The sequence below is a fragment of the Sphingomonas sp. URJC2 genome, assembly GCF_059803575.1.
Map to the genome: position 1 here is coordinate 21,704 of NZ_JAPFGX010000002.1, position 16,868 is coordinate 38,571.

Here is a 16,868-nt window from a genome sequence, read left to right on the forward strand (position 1 = left end):
CTTACAGCCGCAGCCCCTGATACTCGCCAAGGCCGAGGGCAAGGTTCATGTTCTGGACCGCGGCCCCCGCCGCGCCCTTGCCCAGATTGTCGAGCGCCGCGACCAGCCGCACCTGCCGGCGCGCATCATTGCCGAACACGAACAGATCGATCCGGTCGGTGCCGGCCACCTGTTCGAGCGTCAGCACCTCGGTCGCATCGGCCTCGTCCAGCGCGGCGACCCTGATCAGCGGGCTGCCGGCATAGGCGGCGGCAAGCGCGCCGTGCAGCGCGTCGCGCGGCGGGGCGGCGGCCAGCGGCACCTCGACGATCATCCCGCGATAGCTGCGTGCCACCGCCGGGGTGAACAGGGGCGGATGCGCCAGCCCGGCATGGACCTGCATTTCCGCGACATGCTTATGCGCCAGCCCCAGCCCATAGATGCGAAAGCCGGTGTCGGTCGCGCCCGGCGCGTCGCGGTCTTCAAACGCCGCGATCATCGCCTTGCCGCCGCCTGAATAGCCCGATGTCGCATGGACGCTCAGCGGCCGGTCGGCGGCGATCAGCCCGGCGCGCACCAGCGGCGCGACCAGTGCCAGAAAGCCGGTCGGGTAGCAGCCGGGATTGGAGATGCGGCGGCTGGCGGCCAGCGCCTCGCGGCCCCCGGAGTTCGCCCCGACAAGCTCGGGAAAACCATAGTCCCAGCCCGCCGCGACGCGGTGCGCGGTCGACGCGTCGATGATCCGCGTCGCCGGATTGTCGATCAGCGCCACCGCCTCGCGCGCCGCATCGTCGGGCAGGCACAGGATCACCGCATCGGCGGCGTTGAGCGCCGCGCGCCGTGCCGCCGGGTCGCGGCGCTGATCGGGGGCGAGGCGGATGATTTCGATATCGCTCCGCCCGTCGAGCCGGTCGGCAATCTCCAGCCCGGTCGTGCCGGCCGCGCCGTCGATGAACAGCCGCGCGGTCATGCCCGGCCCCGCGCCGGCGGCTGCGCGTCAGGCGTGCGCGGGTTCGCGTCGGTGCGCGGGTTCCGGCGGGCGTTCGCCCGGGCTGCCGTCGCCAGCGATGAGCTGTTCGAAATGCTCAAGAAACCTTGTCCCTTCCCGTGTCGGCGTCACAAAGATGTTGCGACGGTCCGCATCATCGCGCTCGCGCCGCAGATAGCCGAGCGCGCCCAGCCGGTTCAAGGCGCGGGTGATCACGGGTTTGGAGACGCTGAGCGCGCCGGCCAGCCCGCGCACGGTGTGCGGGCCGGGGCGCAGGCAGACGAGCAGCAACAGCGCCATCTGCCGGTTGGTCAGATCGGGATCGCCAGAGCGGACATAGGCGAGCAATGTCTGCATCCACTGGTTGAGGCCGGGTTCGGTCACGCGCCACTCTCCTCTCGCCCTCCGCCAGGCACGGGGCAGAGGGACGTGTGGAGCATGAAACGCAGCAGGGACGCCGGCGGTTGCCTGATCCGGCCGGGTTTTCATCGCCGGACGGGGTTTTGGGGCGCTGCACAGTCCCAAAGCCGCGTCAGCGCGACCGGCCCGGAGATGCGCTAGCGGGCGTATCTGGCCCGCAGCATCGCCCAGGCGGCGCGCAGCCCCAGCGCCTCGCCGCCCTTGGGCCGCCCCGGACGGGGCTTGGCCGCCCAGGCAAAGGTGTCGAGATGCGCCCAGGGGATGGCGGGCGGCACGAAGCGTTGCAGGAACAGGGCGGCGGTGATCGCCCCGGCCATCCCGCCTTCGGGTGCGTTGTCGAGATCGGCGATGTCCGACCGCAGCATCTCGTCATAGCCGGCCCAGAGCGGCAGTCGCCACAGCGGGTCGTGCACCGCGCCCGCCGCCTCGGCCAGATCGCCGGCCAGCCGGTCGTCATTGGCGAACAGCGCAGGCAGTTCGGGACCAAGGGCGACGCGCGCCGCCCCGGTCAGGGTGGCGAAATCGAGCATCAGTTCGGGCAGCGTCCCGTTGCCGCCTTCAGCCGCCCGCGCCAGCGCATCGGCCAGGATCAGCCGCCCTTCGGCATCGGTGTTGCTGACCTCGACCGTCAGCCCCTTGCGGCTGCGCAGCACGTCGCCGGGCCGCATCGCCGGGCCGGACACAGCGTTTTCGACCGCCGGGATCAGCAGGTGCAGCCTGACCGGCAGCCGCCGCTGCATCACCAGCCGCGCAAGCGCGAGCGCATGGGCGGCCCCGCCCATGTCCTTTTTCATCAGCCGCATCGCCCCGGCAGGCTTCAGGTCAAGCCCGCCCGTGTCGAAACACACGCCCTTGCCGATGATGGCGATGCGCGGATGATCGCTCTGGCCCCATTCCAGCTCGATCAGCCGGGGTTCGCGCCCCGGCGCGGCGGCGCGGCCGACGGTATGGATCAGCGGATGCTCGCCGGTCAGCGCATCGCCCATCGTCACGGTCAGGCTGGCGCCGCAGTCGGTCGCCAGCTTCGTCGCCACGGCCTGCAACTCGGCCGGGCCCATATCCTCGGCGGGCGTGTTGATCAGGTCGCGGGCAAGCGCGACACTTTCGGCGAGCGCGACCAGTTCGTCGATGCGCGCCGGATCGGGGGTCAGCAGCACGCGCGGCCCGGCGGGGTTCTCGGCAGGCTTGTAGCGATCGAAGCGGTGCTGGGCGAGCAGCCAGCCAAGCGCCCCGGCCTCGGGATCGCCATCGGCCAGCCGGTAATGCCCCTCGGGCAGCTGTTCGCCGAGCGAGGCGAAGCGCCAGGGCGAGCTTTTGGCCTCGTTGCACACCAGCAGCATCGCCCAGTCATCGGGCGCATCGCCGGGCAGCACCGCACGGTTGCCGGGACGGCCGGTCAGCCGGTGCGCGGCGACGATCGCACGGCTGCGCGGCGGTTGCGCGGCCAGCCATGTTTCCCAGCTGTCGGGATGAACGATGTGCAGCGTGCGCGCGGCCTGACCGCGATCGGGGACCAGCAGGGCGGAAAAATCGGTCATCCGCCCTGTCTAAGCCGGATCGCGGCGCGCGCAACCGCCGCCATGCGCGGGGGGCTGCCCGTCCCGCAGCATGGCGGCAGGTGCGGCCGGACTCAGATCGATTCGGTGCGCTGCAGCCCGTGCTTCAGGTCGCGCATGCGGTCATGGCCCTGCCGGACCGATGTGTAGCAGTGCTCGATCACGCGCCGCGTTTCCGCCGACAGGTCGGTGTCGCGCATCGCCTGTTCGAATTTGCCCTTGATATGGTCTTCGCCGCGCTCGACTTCGTTCACGATCGCGCGGTCGTCATGGCCGGTGAGCGCGGACTTGAGGTCAAGCCAGCCGCGATGCGCGGCCCCCGCCAGCGTGCCATCGTCTTCCGGTTTGCCGCCCAGCCGGCCGACCTCGGCCTGCAACTCGGTCACCATGCGCTGCCGGTCCTGGGCGAAATGCTGGAACAGCTCGCGGAAACGGCTGTTCTCGGCCTCGGACGCCGCTTCCTGATAGCCGCGGATGCTGTCGATGGTGGTGGCGATCAGCCCGTTCAGCGTGCGGATATCGGCACTGGATCCAATCATCTCTGCTCTCCTTATGGGGTGGCGTCTTGCCAAACGCGCAAGGGACGAAATGGCTGCGCGGCCCGGCGGGAAAGGTCCGCTGCGGATGCGAATGGCTTTGCCGAACCGTGACCGCAGGGGTAGCTCTGGCGGCTGCACGGACACCGTAACGCATACGGGGCCGGCAGGCAGGGGGTGGCGCATGGCCATGATCGGTGAAATCAAGCTCTGGGCGGGAACCTACGCCCCCCAGGGCTGGGCGTTCTGTGCCGGGCAGCTGCTGTCCATCAGCGACAATGACTATCTCTATGCGATGATCGGCACCACCTATGGCGGCGACGGCAGCAGCAGTTTCGCGCTGCCCGATCTGCGCGGCCGCGTGCCGATGCACAGCGGTCCCACCAACCCCCCAGGCTTGCAGACGGGCAGCGAACGGGTGACGCTGCTTACCGCGCAGCTGCCCCGGCATGGCCATGCGGTCGCCGCCGCCGCCGCCGCGACCGGCGGCAATCCGGCGAACAGCGTGTGGGCGGCAATCGCCAGCGAGGAAAGCGCGCCCTATTCGACCGGTGCCGCCAATGCGGTGATGGCCGAAAGCTGTATCGGGCCGGCCGGGGGCGGTGCCTCGCACGAGAACATGATGCCTTATCAGGTGCTGAACTATATCATCGCGCTCGAACAGACCGGGGACGACACCCCCTATCTGTCCGAAGTGCGGGCGTTCGCGTTCGGCCGCATTCCCAAAGGCTGGGTGGCCTGTGACGGCAGCCTGCTTGCGATCCCGCAAAACACCGCGCTGTTCTCGCTGATCGGCAATTATTTCGGCGGCAACGCCGTCAGCAACTTCGCCGTGCCCAATCTGGTCGGGCGCGTGCCGGTCGGGGCGGGCAACGGGCCGGGACTGACGCCGCGCGTGCTCGGCAAAACCGGGGGGGCCGAGCAGGTGACGCTGTTGCCCGAGGAACTGGCGGTTCACAATCACCTGCCCGGCTGCTCCGGCGCTGCCGGCAACAGCGTGACACCGATCAACGCGCTCTGGGCTGCCGATCCGGCAGAGGTGGCCAAATATGCCGCCTCTCCCGGAGCTGCGATGTCGCCCGGGGCCATTGGCGGAACCGGCGGCAACGCCGCGCACGAAAACCGCCAGCCCTTTCTTGCCATCAGCTATGCCATCGCGCGCGAAGGCATTTTTCCGCCCCGGGGATAAGGACGTTCCAGATGGTCGACGCGCCCTATATCGGCGAACTTCGCCTGTTCAGCGGACCGGTTCCCGATGGCTGGGCACCGTGTGACGGCACGTTGCTGGGGATTGCATCGAATCAGGCGCTGTTCGCGCTGATCGGCACCAGTTACGGCGGCGACGGGCGCACCACCTTTGCGCTGCCCGATCTGCGCGGCCGGGTGGCGATCGGTTATGGCACGGCGGCACCCCTGTCCGCCTATCCGATCGGCACCAATGGCGGCGCGGCCGCAGTGGAGCTGTCACGCGATCAGATGCCTGCCCATGGCCATCAGGCATTTTGCGCAACGGGGCCGGGCGGTGCCGACAGCCCGGGCGGCGGCGTCTGGGCGGTCAATATGGCCGAGGCCGCCTATGCACAGGTCCCGACCGGCACCATGGCCGAACTGGCGCTGACGCCCGCGGGCAACAATCAGCCGCACGAGAACATGCAGCCGACGCTGGCGACCAACTGGGCGATCTGCCTGCAGGGCGTGTTTCCGAACTTCGACTAGGGCATTGGCAGCCCGGGCGGCATCGCCCGGCGAGACATGCAGCCCGGCGGACCCAGTGGCTGGAGCGCCGGAGCGGCCGATCCGATGCAATCGGATCAGACACCGCTCCGACGGCCCATCCGGTATCAGGCGAAACGAAGGCGCAGGCGGCGGCGGCGCAGTGCGGTCCCGGACAGGCCGAAGCCCGCGATCATCATCGCCCAGCTTGCCGGCTCGGGGATCGGATCCGGTCCGGGCACGGTCGTCGCGGTGTTGATCGTCAGCCGCGCGAAGTCCAGGATCGCGGCATTGAAGTTCGTGCCGCCCAGCGCATTGATGCCCGGTCCCTGCAGGTTGAGCAGGAAGTTCGACGTGCCGCCGAGCAGCGCGGCATAGACCGTATCCGGCAGCTGGATCGTGTAGATGCCGTAGATGCCCGTGCCATAGGCGCGGGATTCGACATCCGCATTGAGCAGCGCGGTCAGATCGATGCCGTTCAGGGTCAGCAGGCCGACCTGGTTGCCGGCAGCCGCCGAGTCGATGTCCCAGATGCCGATTTCAAGGAACGCGCTGCTCACGCTGCCCGACAGTGCGCCGTAATTGTGGCTCCATGCGGCGCTGAAATTCTGCTGGCTGTCGACGCCCAGCAGCACGTCGAACGGCGTTGCGTCCGATGAGCCGTTGAAGCGCAGCGACCCGAATTGCTGGCCATCGGTCGCGTCGGCGCCGTCGACCTGCACGCGCGTGCCGCGCTGGTCGATGGTCGTCGCGGCGCTGACCGCCGGCGCGACTGCCGCCGCAGCGGCGAACGCGGCGACCATCCCCACCCCGCGTGCCCGAAACCCGATCTCGTTCAAGGCCTTGCCGATCATCCTGTGCATGACGTTGATCTCCCACCCCTGATGGGCTGCCGGGATATCCGGACAGCCGCGCCCGATCTTCGTCAGATGAACATGACATGGCCGGGCCGGCATTCAGTGAATGCTGGGTTTACCTTTAATGTCCTTCAGTGTTCGTGCAATGCAAACTTTGGGGCCAAATCTGCCCGATCCGGGACAGTCGCGATGCCCGGGCGGTCATCTACGGCCCGGCATTGAGCGGGGATCAGTCGTGGGCGTGCAGAATGGCGCGCGCGGCAAATCTCGCGACGCAGTGATGGGAGCGGGGACAACGGGCCGGCGGACGACGGCAATGCGCCGCCGCGCGTCGCTCAGATCGCCGGGCCGGCCGGCACCCCGAACAGGTCATGCGCGTCCGCATCCTCGATCAGGACGGGGACGATGTCGCCGGGCTTGAGGCCGGCGGCGTCGCGCAGCAGCACCTGCCCGTCAATCTCGGGCGCATCGGCTTCCGACCGGCCATTGGCGCCGCCGTCCTCACCGTCATCGACCTCGTCGATGATCACATGCAGCGTGCGGCCGATCTTGGCCCTGAGCTTTGCGGCCGAGATGGCGGCGGTCTTGTCCATCAGCCGCTGGTAGCGCTCTTCCTTGACCTCTTCGGGCACCGGATCGGGCAGGGCGTTGGCCGCCGCACCCTCGACCGGTTCGAACCGGAACGCGCCGACCCGGTCGAGCTGCGCTTCATCCAGCCAGTCGAGCAGATACTGGAAATCCGCCTCGGTCTCGCCCGGAAAGCCGACGACGAAGCTCGACCGGATCGCCAGATCGGGCGCAATCGTCCGCCAGGCGCGGATGCGCTCCAGCACCTTGGCGTCATTGGCGGGACGACGCATCGCCTTCAGCACATTGGGGCTGGCATGCTGGAACGGGATGTCGAGATAGGGCGTCAGCAGCCCGTCCGCCATCAGCGGGATCACCTGATCGACATGCGGATAGGGATAGACATAGTGCAGCCGCACCCAGACCGGGCGGTCGGCGGTGCCGAGCCGGCCCAGCTCGCGCGCCAGATCGGTCATGTGCGCGCGCACCTCGCCGCCCTTCCACGGCCAGGACTGGTGACGCAGGTCCAGCCCATAGGCCGAGGTGTCCTGACTGATCACCAGCAGCTCGCGCGTGCCGGCGGCGACCAGCTTTTCGGCCTCGCGCAGCACCGCATCGGGGCGGCGGCTGGCCAGATCGCCGCGGATCGACGGGATGATGCAGAAGGCGCAGCGATGGTTGCAGCCTTCGGAAATCTTCAGATAGCTGTAATGGCGCGGCGTCAGCTTCAGCCCGGCTTCGGGCACCAGATCCAGAAAGGGCGACGGCACCGGCGGGGCCGCTTCATGCACCGCGCCCACCACCGCTTCATATTGATGCGGCCCGGTGACGGCGAGGACATCGGGGAAGCGGGCGCGGATCACATCGGCCTCATTGCCCATGCACCCGGTGACGATCACCCGGCCATTTTCGGCAATCGCCTCGCCAATCGCCTCAAGGCTTTCTTCCTTGGCGCTGTCGAGAAAGCCGCAGGTGTTGACCAGCACGACATCGGCATCGGCATAGTCGCCCGACAGCTGATAGCCATCGGCGCGCAGCTTGGTCAGGATGCGCTCGCTGTCGACCAGCGCCTTGGGGCAGCCGAGCGAAACCATGCCGACTTTGGGCGGGGTGGGGAGGGTCGTGGTCATGGGCAAGCCGCGCCCCATAAGCCAGACGCGCCGGCTTTTCCAGTCCGGGCTGGTGCGGAGGCGGACCGCCGCGCCGGCGGCTCAGTCGAACAGCCGGGCGATGGGGGCGAGCGACTCGCGGTGGGTCAGGTCGAGCTGGAGCGGCGTGACCGCGACATAGCCGTCCTGGATCGCTTCCAGATCGGTGGCATGGGCCGGCGTCTCGATGGTCGGGCCAAGCCCGAACCAGTGATATTCATAGCCGCGCGGATCGCGGTTGGAGACGATGCGCAGCCGGCCATAGTCGCGAAAGCCCTGCGCCACGACGCGCACGCCCCTGATCTGATCGGGCGCGCGCGCCGGGAAGTTGACGTTGATCAGCGTGCGCGGTGCCAGCGGCAGGCCGATCAGCGGGCGCAGCACCCGTTCGCCCCAGGCGCGGGCGGCGGCAAACGGCACATCGTCGCCTGGCGCGTCGGCCGCATGGACCTGGCTGAGCGCGATCGACCGCACCCCGGCAAGCGCGCCTTCCATCGCCGCCGACACCGTGCCCGAATAGGTCACGTCCTCGGCCAGATTGGCCCCGCGATTGACGCCCGACAGGATCAGGTCGGGCCGCGTGTCGCCCATCACCTTGGCGAGCGCCATCATTACCGAATCGGTCGGCGTGCCGGTGACGCAGAAGCGCCGCTCGCCCAGCCGCCTCAGCCGGAGCGGGCGGGTGATGGTCAGCGAATGGCCGGCCCCCGACTGTTCCTCGGCCGGGGCGACCACCCAGATATCGTCCGACAGGGTGCGGGCAATCTCTTCCAGCACGGCAAGGCCGCGCGCGTTGATGCCGTCGTCATTCGTAAGCAGGATGCGCATCAGGCCGGCCCGATCGCCTCGTCCCCGCCCAGATAGGGGCGCAGCACCGCCGGCACCGCCACCGATCCGTCGGCGCGCTGATGGTTTTCGAGCACCGCGACCAGCGTCCGCCCGACCGCAAGGCCCGAGCCGTTGAGCGTGTGGACGAAGCGCGTCGCCTTCTCCCCCGCCGGGCGGTAGCGGGCGTTCATCCGCCGGCTCTGGAAATCGGTGCAGGTCGAGCAGCTCGAAATCTCGCGGTAGCGCGCCTGTCCGGGCAGCCACACTTCAAGATCATAGGTGCGCGCGGCGGCAAAGCCCATGTCGCCGGTGCACAGCTTCATCCGCCGGAACGGCAGCTCGAGCCGGGTCAGTATGTCTTCCGCACAGGCGGTCATCCGCTCATGCTCGGCCTCCGACGCCTCGGGCGTGGTGATCGACACCATCTCGACCTTGTCGAACTGGTGCTGGCGGATGAAGCCGCGCGTGTCGCGCCCGGCGGCCCCGGCTTCCGACCGGAAACAGGGGGTGAGCGCGGTGAGGCGCAGCGGCAGTTCCGCCTCGCTCAGGATCGCCTCGCGGACGATGTTGGTCAGGCTGACCTCCGATGTCGGGATCAGCCAGCGCCCGTCGAGCGTGCGGAACGAATCCTCGGCGAATTTGGGCAGCTGGCCGGTGCCGAACATCACCTCGTCGCGCACCAGCAGCGGCGGCACTGCCAGCTCATAGCCATGTTGGCCAGCCAGCGTGTCGAGCATGAACTGGCCAAGCGCGCGGTAGAGCCGCGCGACCGGGCCGCGCAGCAGCGTGAAGCGCGCCCCCGCCAGCTTGACGCCGGTGTCGAAATCCAGCCCCAGCGCCGGGCCGATGGCATCATGTTCGCGCGCGGCAAAGGCGAACTGCGGCTGCGCGCCGCGTTCATGGACCAGCGCATTTTCGGTCTCGTCCGCGCCGTCGGGCACATCGGCGAGCGGCAGGTTGGGGATGATCGCCAGCCGCGCCTCAAGCTCCGCAGTCAGCCGGCGTTCGGCCTCTTCCAGCGCCGGCAGCTCGTCCTTCAGCCCCGCGACCTCGGCCATCAGCGCCGCGGCTGCCGCCTCGTCGCGCTGCGCCTTGGCCTGGCCGATGGCCTTTGACGCCTCGTTGCGGCGGGCAAGGGCTGCCTGCAACGCGGTCGCCGCCGCGCGGCGCTGCTCGTCGAGCGCGAGGAGTTCGGTCGCGGCCGGGTCCAGCCCGCGCCGTGCCAGCCCGGCATCGAAGGCGGCCGGATCGTCCCTGATGATGCGGATGTCGTGCATGGCCCCGGCTATGGCCGGGCCGGCGGTGGCGCGCAACCCTGCCTGCCTGCTTGGCCTCCCGGTCCTTCCCGCCAGCCCGTGCAACCGTGCGTCTGGCTGCGGCGTTGTGCGGGAACGGCCATGATCGGGGTGCCGATGATGGCGCAGGCGAGGGAGGGCAGGCATGAAAATCCCGCACGACACGCTGGTGCTGGTTGTCGATGGCGGCCGGATGCTGCTGTTCCGCAACGCCGGCGGCGCGTTCGACCCCGAGCTGGAGCTGCTGGCAGCGGCGGAGCAGGACAATCCTCCCACCGCCGCGCAGGGCAGCGATGCGCCCGGGCGCGGCTTTGCGTCGGCGGGCGCGCCGATGCCGGGCGCCCCCGGCCATCAGGGCGGAGCCACGGCGCGCAGTGCCTATGCCAACACCGATCTGCACGCGCTGGAAGAAACCCGCTTCGCCGCCGAGGCTGCCGCGATGCTCAATGCCCGCGCCGAGGCCGAGGAGAATGCGCGACTGATCGTCGTCGCGCCCGCGCCGACGCTGGGCGCGCTGCGCGACCATTACAGCAAGGCGGTTGTCGAACGGCTGATCGGCGAGGTGGCTAAGGATCTGACCAATCATCCGGTCGACCGGATCGCGGCGATCCTGGCCGCTGCCTGACAGGCGGGCGAGTGGCATGGTTGCGCGTGGGTAAACCCCCGGCTCCGGGATCGCCCTTAGGGGAAAAATCGAGGCTCATCCGTAGTTTCACAAGCTTGCCGGATTGGCGGTTTTTGGCCGATTTTAACCCTGTCAGGCGAACAGGGAGCAGGTGGGATGGGCAATCAGGCGATGACGGTTCGACCGGCGGCCGAGACCCGTGCGCGGCTCGAGGCGGGGCTGGACATGACCCGCGCGCTTGGCGAGCATCTGCACTGGATCCTGCATCTGGCGCGCGAGGCGGCCGAACACCGGACGCTGGCGCTCGACGCGGCCTCCGCCGAACTGCGCGAGGCGCATCTGGAAGTCGCCGCCGCCTATCAGAAGCGCATCGAGGAAGCCCGGCGCGCGCTGGGCAGCGGCCCCGGGGTTGAGGCACGCGCCGCCTGACCGCCGGCCGCCGGCGATCGCGCCGGCCGCACCCGGCCCGGCTGCGCGGCCGGCTTCCCTCGGTTCCGGACCTTTTTTCCTGCTTCCGCGACACGGGCGGGCCGGGTGGCGGCGCTTGTGCTGACTTGCGTGCCCGTTTATAGCCCGCCAGCGAGGGCGCGGACCCGGCTGCATAGCGGGCCGCGAAGGGCGGAGAAGGGCTATGGCGACGGCTGTGAGTAGCGTTGACGAGAGCGGAAAAACCCTGTTGCCGGTCAATGACGACGATTACCGTCCGTCGGCCGACGAAGAGTTCATGAACCCGCGGCAGCTTGCCTATTTCCGGAAGAAGCTGCTGGCCTGGAAGGACGATATCCTGCGCGAGGCGCAGGACACGCTCGATCACCTGCAAAAGGAATCGCTGCGCGAGCCGGACGTGACCGACCGCGCGTCGAGCGAGACCGACTGGTCGATCGAACTGCGCACCCGCGACCGCCAGCGCAAGCTGATTTCCAAGATCGATGCCGCGCTGCGCCGCATCGACGAAGGCGAATATGGCTATTGCGAAGTCACCGGCGAGCCGATCTCGCTCGCGCGGCTGGAAGCGCGGCCGATCGCGACGATGACCGTCGAGGCGCAGGAACGGCACGAGCGGCAGGAAAAAATCTCTCGCGACGAGTGAAACGGGGTTAAACGGGCGTTTAACCTTAATCCGTTGTCGACCTTTTCCGGCGAAGCTCCAAAGACGGTTTATCCTCTTGGCGGAGCCTTTGCCCGGTCGACCTTCATGTCCGATGCTGCCGATCATCCTTCCGACCGCGCCCAGACGCGGCTCAACTTCTTCCTTGGCACGGCGATCAGCCGTGCGGACGGGGAGGCGGTGCCGGCGCGGATCCGCAACCTGTCGCCCGGCGGCATGATGGTCGAGCTGGGCGAGCGGCTGGCGGTCGGTGAGCCGGTCGAAGCCGAGCTGCGCGGGATCGGGCCGGTTTCGGGCACGGTCGTCTGGGCGCGCGCGCCGCGTTACGGGGTGCGCTTCGACCAGCCGGTCGATCCCGATATCGTGCTGCGCCCGCAATCGGCCCCCGGCTATGCGGCTCCCGCCTTTGCCAAGGCCATTGTCGTCACCTCGCGCAAGCTGACCGAGGCTGCGCGCAAGCCGCCATTGTTCCGCATCGATTGAGGCTGGCTTTTGAGGCGGGCTTGGGGGGCGAAATGCGCGGCGCGCAGGTTTCCGGCCGCTGGCCCCGGGGCGTTGTGTCAGGAGATGCTGGGGCTGGTTTTGCCGGGCTTTGGGTCGCTGGGCTTTGGTCGCTGGGCAGTGGGTCGCCAGCTCTGGGCCGCCGGCCCGGTTGCGCCGGGATGCCGCCCGCGCCGATGGGCGCGGGACGGCTGCGGTCCTGGCCGTTACTGGCGGGTGATTTCGTCCTTCAGGCGAAGCTTCTGCTTCTTCAGCTGGGCGATCCGGGCTTCATCGGGCAGGGGTCGTCGCATTTCCGTGACAATCAGGGCGTCCAGCCCGGCATGCTTGGCTTCAAGGGCGGCCAGATGCGCATTGTCCATCGTGCGGGTCTCCTCTGTTTGGTTCCCAGCAGCACTTTGTTCCGCCAAGGGGGCCGGCGGCCTGCCATGTTGCTGCGGAAAGCGCAGTAGAACAGCTTTCCTCCGCCATGTCTCCGCCCTATCCGTTAAACAGAGGTAAATCGCGGCAGGGCGTGTGGCTTTGCCGGGCGAGCCGAAAGCGGGCAGGAGAGACGGGCGTGACCGAGGAGGAGATTGAGCGGCGACTCGCGCTGCTGCGGGTCGAGCATCGCGATCTGGACGATGCGATCACCGCCCTGCTCGGTGCCGCGCATGTCGACCAGCTTCAGCTTGCCCGGCTCAAGCGGCAGAAGCTGCGGTTGAGGGACGAAATCGCGGTGCTCGAGGATCAGCTGATCCCCGACATCATCGCCTGACCGGTGCCGTCCGGCCCGGGATGGGACAGGCGCTGGAATGGACCAAATCGGGACGTGGTTTACCGCGATTGGCCGTGGCGGGCCGGCCATGACTGTGGCAACTTTTTCGCATGATGGCTCTTGATTGCCGCAAGCTGATGACCGCGAGGCTCGTTGACAGCCTCTATACCGAGGCGATGCTGCTCGCCGACGAAGCGCGCGCCTATTTCGACGAGGGCGGCCGCGCCGACCGGCAGGCGCTGGAACCGCTGGCGCGCGTGTCCTTTTCCTGCGAGTCGCTGAAGGTCACGACCCGGCTGATGCACGTCATCGCCTGGCTGCTGATGCGCAAGGCCATCGCCGCCGGTGAGGTGCGCGAGGACGAGCGCGCGGAGTCGCGCCGGCTCGGCCATGCCGCCGGCAGCGACGCCGACGCCACCGCGATGATGCCGCCCGCTGCCGTGCAGCTGATCGCGGCCAGCATCGACCTTTATGACCGCGTCGCGCGCATCGACCGCGAAATGTACGAGGCGCTGCCGGTCAGCCCTGCGCTCGGCCTGATCCAGAAGCTCGAACGCGCGCTTTAGTCGGCAGTGACGATTTGGTCATTCTGGCCAAAACATGATGCTGGCGCATGTGCCAAACCTGGTGCGCTTTGCAGCGCGGTCATTGCGGCGGGGTGCGCTGCGTCACCTTCATTGAATCGAACCATGAGACCAAGTGTTCGGCGATGACGTGTCGCTTCGCAAAGCAATCGAACAGGTAAGCCGACCTCATATAATGTCCGGGCCTTGCCACGATAGTTTCGCATATTGACAGTATCGGCGCTTCGGCAATCTTACACTGGGTGAAGATATGATCCTGACCCTGCTGTTCGTAGCTGCACAAGCGCCTGCCGGGCTTCGAACACCAGGCCAATACATCCTCTATGCCGGTGGGGATCTGCCTGTATACGGTTGCCCACGCTTCGGCTGCACGCTTTAGGAACGCTTGCGGCGTGTCGCCGTCATTGGCTTCCTGGACCAGCAGACTCATCGTCCTGCGCGGAGCAACTGGAAAGCTGCAATAATCAGGCGCCTTGGGAGGCAGAGGGATTCGGACGAGCGCGCCAGGCCGTGCGTCGTCTTTGCCGTTGAGGGCCAGCAGAGTTTCGCCCGGCAGGCACCAGCGCTCGCCCCGAAAGTCGAGGCACGCCTTTTGCCCGGGCTCGAAGGGGTCGGTCGCCGCCGCATCGGCACAGCCGGGACCGAGCGCGAGCATGGCGGCCAATGCTGCTGGCCGCACGACGGACAACCAGTGGCGGTCGTCCGCATTTTGTATTGCGGGACGCGCACACGAAACGTCTGACCTCTCACCCAACCGACATGATGCCATGATCAACTCCAGTCACCGGCAATGCAGGCGGGCGACCCGCGCATGGAGCGTCAATCCTGCGATTCCGGCAACCCGGCTTTAGGGCTTGCATCCATTTCGGTGCATTCCCGATCCGGCCAGGATCGGTGTGTTGCCGATCAGCCGAGCTGGTGCCGGGTTTCGAGGCGGGGTCTCAGGCCGGGATCAACCCCGACCACGCTCTTGAAAATCGGCGCTGGTATGGACCCACAGGAACAGCGCCGAAGCGCAGGCCTTTGTTGGCCCTGCGTTCGTTGGCATGCGCGAAGGCGGCGGCTGCTGGCGCGTCGTCGTGCGGCGCGCCAGCAGCCATGCGTCCGTCACCAGCCTTTGCGGACCTTGCCCTGCAACTCGCCCCAGGCGGTGCGATATTCGCGTTCCAGCCGGTCGATCCGGTCGGCAACCGTCTCGACCGCCTTGACCGAACCGATCCCCTGGCCCGACCCCCAGATGTCGCGCCACGCCTTTTTCTCGGTATTGCCGCCCGAGCCGAAGTTCATCGTGCTGTAATCGCCCTTGGGCAGATTGTCGGGGTCAAGCCCGGCGGCCTCGATCGAGCCGCGCAGATAATTGCCGTGCACGCCGGTGAACAGGTCCGAATAGACGATATCGGACGCGCTGCTTTCGACAATCGCCTGCTTGTAACCCTGATCGGCATTGGCCTCGGCGGTCGCGATGAAGGCGGAGCCGATATAGGCAAGGTCTGCCCCCGCCGCCTGCGCGGCCAGGATCGAATGGCCGTTGGCGATCGACCCGGACAGGGCGATCGGCCCGTCGAACCATTCGCGGATTTCCGACACGAGCGCGAAGGGCGAGATGGTGCCGGCATGGCCGCCCGCGCCGGCCGCCACCGGGATCAGCCCGTCCGCGCCCTTTTCGATCGCCTTGCGGGCAAAGCGGTTGTTGATCACGTCGTGCAGGGTGATGCCGCCCCAGGCATGGACGGCGGTGTTCAGATCCTCGCGCGCGCCGAGCGAGGTGATGATGATCGGCACCTGCCATTTGGCGCAGGTTTCCAGATCCTGTTCCAGCCGGTCGTTCGATTTGTGGACGATCTGGTTGACGGCGAAGGGCGCGGCCGGGCGGTCGGGATTGTCGCGGTTCCATGCCGCCAGCTCTTCGGTGATCCGGTGCAGCCATTCGTCGAGCAGGCTTTGCGGCCGGGCGTTGAGCGCCGGGAACGAGCCGACAATGCCGGCCTTGCACTGGGCGATCACCAGATCTGGCCCGGAGACGATGAACAGCGGCGAGCCGATGACGGGAAGCCGCAGGCGATCAAACAGGGGTGGAAGGCTCATGCCATTTGAATAGCGCAATGAAACCGGCTGTCCACAGCCCCGTCGGCAGCCATGGATGCGCTAGCGTCAAGCCCGGCCGGCTGCCGGGTCAGGGCAGCACCGGTTCGACCGAATCGACGGGCGGCGGATCGGCGAGCGTGACCTGATCGAGGATGCGCGCGGTCTCGTCGCGCAGCTTGAGCATCACCCAATGGACGCGGCATTCCTCCTGCGTCACGCAATTCTCGCAGGGCTGATAGGCCAGCCGGCTGGCACAGGGGACGAGTGCCAGGCTGCCGCGCGTCAGCCGGATGATGTCGCCATAGCTGATCTCGCGCGGGTCGCGCGCCAGCCAATAGCCGCCGTCGCGGCCGCGCTGCGTTTCCACCAGCCCGGCCCGGCCGATTTCCGACAGGATCACGGTCAGAAACTTGGGCGGGATGTTCTGCGCCGCCGCAATCTCGGTCAGCTGCACAGGGCCTTCGCCATGGCGATCGGCGAGATGCAGCAACGCGCGGATCGCATAACGTGTCCGTTGGGAAAGCATGGCCGGCCAAATGCCGGGCATGGCGGGGATTTGCAAGCCGCGCCCCGGCCGCTTTCCCCATGCTTGCCCACCTACTTGTCCACAGCATGGCGGCGAGATGGCTGCGAGCCGGGGCGGCGTTGACCGCAAGGGCGGGTGCCGTTATATGCCCGCCCACGTCCGCAAGGCGAGGAATGGCAGCGTGGCTGCATCTTCCGACCTGCGTGGACGAGCTTGAACATTGCTGGCGCAGCAGGGGCCGGGGGGCTGGATAGCCGCCCAGGCCCTTTCGTGTTGAACAGCCGGATGGCCGATGATCGCCCTGGCGACGGTCGGTCTGCCGGTTCCCCCATGCGGGGTAAGTTCGACGACGGATAGTCGCTGTGTCTCGATTCGGGCGTCAGCAAAGTAACCGTTTGCAACAAGGTGAAGAGCTTCAATGCCGACGATCAACCAGCTGGTCCGCAAGGGCCGCGAGCCGCAGAAGGCCAAGTCCAAGGTCCCTGCGATGGAGCAGAACCCGCAGAAGCGCGGCGTCTGCACCCGCGTCTACACGACGACCCCGAAAAAGCCGAACTCGGCGCTTCGCAAGGTGGCCAAGGTTCGCCTGACCAACCAGCGCGAAGTCATCAGCTACATCCCGGGCGAAGGTCACAACCTTCAGGAGCACTCGGTGGTGCTGATCCGCGGCGGCCGCGTCCGCGACTTGCCGGGCGTGCGCTATCACGTGCTGCGCGGCGTGCTCGACACCCAGGGTGTCAAGGACCGCAAGCAGTCGCGTTCGAAGTACGGCGCTAAGCGTCCGAAGTAAGCCGC

21 protein-coding genes are annotated in these 16,868 nt (G+C 68.0%); 9 read left to right on the forward strand and 12 right to left on the reverse strand.

The features are described 5' to 3' along the window. Nucleotide 1 precedes the first annotated feature (1 nt). From argC to OPU66_RS01430, 4 genes are all read right to left on the reverse strand, one after another. Entirely contained in the window at nt 2–949 is a 948-nt protein-coding gene (gene argC / locus OPU66_RS01415) for an N-acetyl-gamma-glutamyl-phosphate reductase (RefSeq protein ID WP_498551815.1), read from the reverse strand. Nucleotides 950–976: 27 nt separating this feature from the next. After that, the gene (locus OPU66_RS01420) at nt 977–1,324 is read right to left on the reverse strand and encodes a MarR family transcriptional regulator (protein WP_498551972.1); all 348 of its coding nucleotides are present in this window, start codon (nt 1,322–1,324) and stop codon (nt 977–979) included. 200 nt (nt 1,325–1,524) lie between these two features. Beyond that, nucleotides 1,525–2,925, reverse strand: coding sequence for a leucyl aminopeptidase family protein (locus OPU66_RS01425; RefSeq protein ID WP_498551816.1), 1,401 nt, complete (start codon nt 2,923–2,925; stop codon nt 1,525–1,527). A gap of 92 nt (nt 2,926–3,017) precedes the next feature. Then, nucleotides 3,018–3,482 (reverse strand): PA2169 family four-helix-bundle protein, encoded by a 465-nt coding sequence (locus OPU66_RS01430; protein WP_498551817.1) that lies wholly within the window; start codon nt 3,480–3,482, stop codon nt 3,018–3,020. 181 nt (nt 3,483–3,663) lie between these two features. Between OPU66_RS01430 and OPU66_RS01435 the strand changes: the two genes are divergently transcribed. Together OPU66_RS01435 and OPU66_RS01440 are read left to right on the forward strand one after the other, a co-directional pair. Beyond that, nucleotides 3,664–4,668, forward strand: a complete 1,005-nt coding sequence (locus tag OPU66_RS01435) for a phage tail protein (protein WP_498551818.1) — start codon at nt 3,664–3,666, stop codon at nt 4,666–4,668. Nucleotides 4,669–4,679: 11 nt separating this feature from the next. Further along, on the forward strand, nt 4,680–5,195 hold the full coding sequence (locus OPU66_RS01440; RefSeq protein WP_498551819.1) for a phage tail protein: 516 nt from the start codon (nt 4,680–4,682) through the stop codon (nt 5,193–5,195). A gap of 125 nt (nt 5,196–5,320) precedes the next feature. Here OPU66_RS01440 and OPU66_RS01445 read toward each other — a convergent pair whose 3' ends face one another. The 4 genes from OPU66_RS01445 to serS form a co-directional block, all read right to left on the reverse strand. Continuing rightward, nucleotides 5,321–6,055 (reverse strand): PEPxxWA-CTERM sorting domain-containing protein, encoded by a 735-nt coding sequence (locus OPU66_RS01445; RefSeq protein WP_498551820.1) that lies wholly within the window; start codon nt 6,053–6,055, stop codon nt 5,321–5,323. Nucleotides 6,056–6,384: 329 nt separating this feature from the next. Beyond that, on the reverse strand, nt 6,385–7,746 hold the full coding sequence (rimO, locus tag OPU66_RS01450) for a 30S ribosomal protein S12 methylthiotransferase RimO (protein ID WP_498551821.1): 1,362 nt from the start codon (nt 7,744–7,746) through the stop codon (nt 6,385–6,387). 81 nt (nt 7,747–7,827) lie between these two features. Beyond that, the gene (surE, locus tag OPU66_RS01455) at nt 7,828–8,592 is read right to left on the reverse strand and encodes a 5'/3'-nucleotidase SurE (protein ID WP_498551822.1); all 765 of its coding nucleotides are present in this window, start codon (nt 8,590–8,592) and stop codon (nt 7,828–7,830) included. Then, complete coding sequence (gene serS, locus OPU66_RS01460; RefSeq protein ID WP_498551823.1) at nt 8,592–9,869, reverse strand: serine--tRNA ligase; 1,278 nt, start codon at nt 9,867–9,869, stop codon at nt 8,592–8,594. Before serS ends, surE begins: the two co-directional genes overlap by 1 nt. Nucleotides 9,870–10,032: 163 nt before the next feature. On the opposite strand from serS, the gene OPU66_RS01465 reads away from it, so the two are divergent. The 4 genes from OPU66_RS01465 (at nt 10,033) to OPU66_RS01480 (ending at nt 12,103) form a co-directional block, all read left to right on the forward strand. Then, nucleotides 10,033–10,512, forward strand: a complete 480-nt coding sequence (locus OPU66_RS01465; RefSeq protein ID WP_498551824.1) for a host attachment family protein — start codon at nt 10,033–10,035, stop codon at nt 10,510–10,512. Between the two features lie 156 nt (nt 10,513–10,668). Then, nucleotides 10,669–10,941 carry a hypothetical protein gene (locus OPU66_RS01470; RefSeq protein ID WP_498551825.1) on the forward strand — a complete coding sequence of 91 codons (273 nt, stop codon included), beginning with the start codon at nt 10,669–10,671 and terminating at the stop codon, nt 10,939–10,941. A gap of 202 nt (nt 10,942–11,143) precedes the next feature. Beyond that, nucleotides 11,144–11,602: an RNA polymerase-binding protein DksA gene (gene dksA / locus OPU66_RS01475; protein WP_160590911.1), complete on the forward strand. Its 459-nt coding sequence runs from the start codon at nt 11,144–11,146 to the stop codon at nt 11,600–11,602. Between the two features lie 105 nt (nt 11,603–11,707). Next, complete coding sequence (locus tag OPU66_RS01480; RefSeq protein WP_498551826.1) at nt 11,708–12,103, forward strand: PilZ domain-containing protein; 396 nt, start codon at nt 11,708–11,710, stop codon at nt 12,101–12,103. A 224-nt stretch (nt 12,104–12,327) separates the two neighbouring features. On the opposite strand, the gene OPU66_RS01485 is transcribed toward OPU66_RS01480, so the two are convergent. Beyond that, nucleotides 12,328–12,483: a YdcH family protein gene (locus OPU66_RS01485; protein ID WP_498551827.1), complete on the reverse strand. Its 156-nt coding sequence runs from the start codon at nt 12,481–12,483 to the stop codon at nt 12,328–12,330. Nucleotides 12,484–12,680: 197 nt separating this feature from the next. On the opposite strand from OPU66_RS01485, the gene OPU66_RS01490 reads away from it, so the two are divergent. Together OPU66_RS01490 and OPU66_RS01495 are read left to right on the forward strand one after the other, a co-directional pair. Continuing rightward, the gene (locus OPU66_RS01490; RefSeq protein WP_498551828.1) at nt 12,681–12,878 is read left to right on the forward strand and encodes a YdcH family protein; all 198 of its coding nucleotides are present in this window, start codon (nt 12,681–12,683) and stop codon (nt 12,876–12,878) included. Nucleotides 12,879–13,015: 137 nt separating this feature from the next. Further along, nucleotides 13,016–13,444: a DUF1465 family protein gene (locus tag OPU66_RS01495; protein ID WP_498551829.1), complete on the forward strand. Its 429-nt coding sequence runs from the start codon at nt 13,016–13,018 to the stop codon at nt 13,442–13,444. A 79-nt stretch (nt 13,445–13,523) separates the two neighbouring features. On the opposite strand, the gene OPU66_RS01500 is transcribed toward OPU66_RS01495, so the two are convergent. The 3 genes from OPU66_RS01500 to OPU66_RS01510 form a co-directional block, all read right to left on the reverse strand. Further along, a complete protein-coding gene (locus tag OPU66_RS01500) occupies nt 13,524–14,126 on the reverse strand; it encodes a hypothetical protein (RefSeq protein WP_498551830.1) in 603 nt (200 codons plus the stop codon). A gap of 443 nt (nt 14,127–14,569) precedes the next feature. Further along, on the reverse strand, nt 14,570–15,547 hold the full coding sequence (locus OPU66_RS01505) for an NAD(P)H-dependent flavin oxidoreductase (protein ID WP_498551831.1): 978 nt from the start codon (nt 15,545–15,547) through the stop codon (nt 14,570–14,572). An 88-nt stretch (nt 15,548–15,635) separates the two neighbouring features. Next, the gene (locus tag OPU66_RS01510) at nt 15,636–16,073 is read right to left on the reverse strand and encodes an RrF2 family transcriptional regulator (protein WP_498551832.1); all 438 of its coding nucleotides are present in this window, start codon (nt 16,071–16,073) and stop codon (nt 15,636–15,638) included. A gap of 418 nt (nt 16,074–16,491) precedes the next feature. Between OPU66_RS01510 and rpsL the strand changes: the two genes are divergently transcribed. Further along, a complete protein-coding gene (gene rpsL, locus OPU66_RS01515) occupies nt 16,492–16,863 on the forward strand; it encodes a 30S ribosomal protein S12 (RefSeq protein ID WP_019831557.1) in 372 nt (123 codons plus the stop codon). Nucleotides 16,864–16,868: the final 5 nt, after the last annotated feature.